General features: G+C 44.2%; 2 protein-coding genes. One reads left to right on the top strand and one right to left on the bottom strand.

Going from position 1 to position 2,153, the window contains the following annotated elements; all coding sequences use genetic code 11:
- Positions 1 to 56: 56 nt before the first annotated feature.
- Positions 57 to 1,307 carry a CdaR family transcriptional regulator gene (locus LD39_RS06860; RefSeq protein WP_035544417.1) on the bottom strand — a complete coding sequence of 417 codons (1,251 nt, stop codon included), beginning with the start codon at positions 1,305 to 1,307 and terminating at the stop codon, positions 57 to 59.
- Positions 1,308 to 1,474: 167 nt separating this feature from the next.
- On the opposite strand from LD39_RS06860, the gene LD39_RS06865 reads away from it, so the two are divergent.
- Positions 1,475 to 2,153 (top strand): fumarylacetoacetate hydrolase family protein (locus tag LD39_RS06865; protein WP_035544418.1); only part of this gene is annotated, 679 nt, incomplete at its 3' end.

Raw genomic sequence — 2,153 nt, forward strand, 5'->3', positions numbered from 1 at the left:
TTTTTCATTTTTGTTTAGTGAAATATGAAAAAATAAACGAGAGGCTTTGTGTAAAATCACAAAGCCTCTCGTTCGTTTTCTTCTATTAAAAGATCCAAGTAAAGCATCGTTTTCTGATTTGGATTCTTAAGATCTACATTTCCAATCTCTTTGATCCGTTTCAACCGATAATTCAATGTATTTGTATGAATGTGCATGTGGGCTGCGGCTTTGTGGACGTTGCTGTTCTGTGACAAAAATATACGCAGCGTTTCCAACAGCATGGAGTTATTCTTGTTATCATACGATCTAATTTTTTCAATGGAGTCGTTGCGGTAGTTTTCCCGTTTTTGAAGCGCCGAAAGTTCATTGATGAACTGATAGACACCTAAATCCTGATAGCTGTCAATATCACCAAGGTCCTGTGGATATTCTTCTTTCAACTCAAGCACCTTCAACGCTTGCTTGTAGCTGTCGCTGATCGATTCAGGACTGTCATAAATCAAACCGAACGCTGCTGTCATGTCTTCAAACCCAAGGCGTTCTTTCATTTTTTGTGTAAAATCACGAATGAAGGCTTGGCTGACTTCAGCCGCATCGACCATATTGTCCGTTCGCACTAATAGAATCAGCTGATTGTCATCAAAAAGTCGAGTCACGACACGTGTTTGATGCAGCGTTTCGGTCAGATAATAAGCGTGGCGCTCAACAGATTGACTCATATCTTCGGTGAATTCAAACACTGCGACGCAAAGCTGGCCTTGAAGAGACAGGTTGAACCGTTTCGCATGGCGGTTGATTTCTGTCTTATGACGAAGTGTTCCCGTTAATAGCTGCCAGAAAAACTCCTTCTGATTCTCTTCTGTCTTCCGCTTTTTCACTTGTTGGCGTAGCAGATGGTGACTGACGAGCTGGGCGGCATCCTTCATCAGCTGCAAGTGCTTCGGTTCGATGTCGATGTCATTCGTCTGTGCCCAAATGAAGCCTAAGATCTCTTTGTTTTTTCGGACCGATATGGCGATACGGTTGCCAAGTCCGATCTGGCTGATTTTATCAATGACAATCGGATCCTTGCTTTCAAAAAGGTGAGACATAATGCCTTGTTTCCACAGTCCGTTTACGACATGTTCAGGTACCTTTCTGCGCATGATTGTTGCCGTTCGTGCGTCATCGACATTTGTCTCGTGCTTGCTATAGGATACAATGCGGTGGTTTGCATCCTCGATCGTCACCGGACACCCTAAGTTTTCGGCGATACGATCAGCCAATCCCTCTGGGGAGTCGAGTAAGTCTTTGAAAGTGTTGGTTGGATGTATGGAATGACTCATAGATGGCGCTCCTTCACTTCTAATTACCCTCATTCTATCATTGTTTTGTACGAAGGAGCATCCCCTTTTAGGACAGAAATGGAGGGGTATTGCTTGAATGGATGATTGAATATTGGCATAATTACCGTCAAGTAGGTCACGATTCATTTTGAGAGGAGAGAAAAGAGATGAAATACATCCGCTATGAGGTGGAAGAAGAAATTTGTTTTGGCGTATTAGAACAGGATACAATTACAAAGCTTGATGGAAATTACATAACTGGTCAGGCAGGGAAAACGGCGGTGACACATGATGTGAAAGGTGTGCGCATTTTACCTCCTGTGAATCCGGGACAGGTGCTTGGTATTGGACTGAACTACGCGCTGCATGCGGAAGAGCAGGGCAAGCCATTACCAGAGGAACCGATGATGTTTATGGTGTCGTCGAGTTCTGTCATTGGTGAAGAAGAAGAAATTGTCCTGCCGACGCTTGATCACCGGATTGATTATGAAGCAGAGATTGCCGTCGTAATTGGAAAAGAAGCGAAGGATTTATCGAAAGCAGATGCGCTTTCTTATGTTTTCGGTTACACATGCGGGAATGATGTGTCTGATCGTGATTTACAAAAGAAAGATGGTCAGTATACTAGGGCGAAATCGTACGCGACGTTTAAGCCGCTTGGTCCTGTCATTGAAACGGAGCTGAACCCAAATGATGTGGGGATCAGTTTGACATTGAACGGAGAAGTGAAGCAGCAGTCGAGAACATCCGACTTGATCCATTCCATTGAAGATATTCTGGTGAAAGTGACGGAAGTGATGACACTGAAGCCCGGGGACGTGATTCTTACCGGGACGCCTTCTGGAG

This window comes from Halobacillus sp. BBL2006 (genome assembly GCF_000786645.1).
In the GTDB taxonomy this organism is placed as follows: domain Bacteria; phylum Bacillota; class Bacilli; order Bacillales; family Halobacillaceae; genus Halobacillus.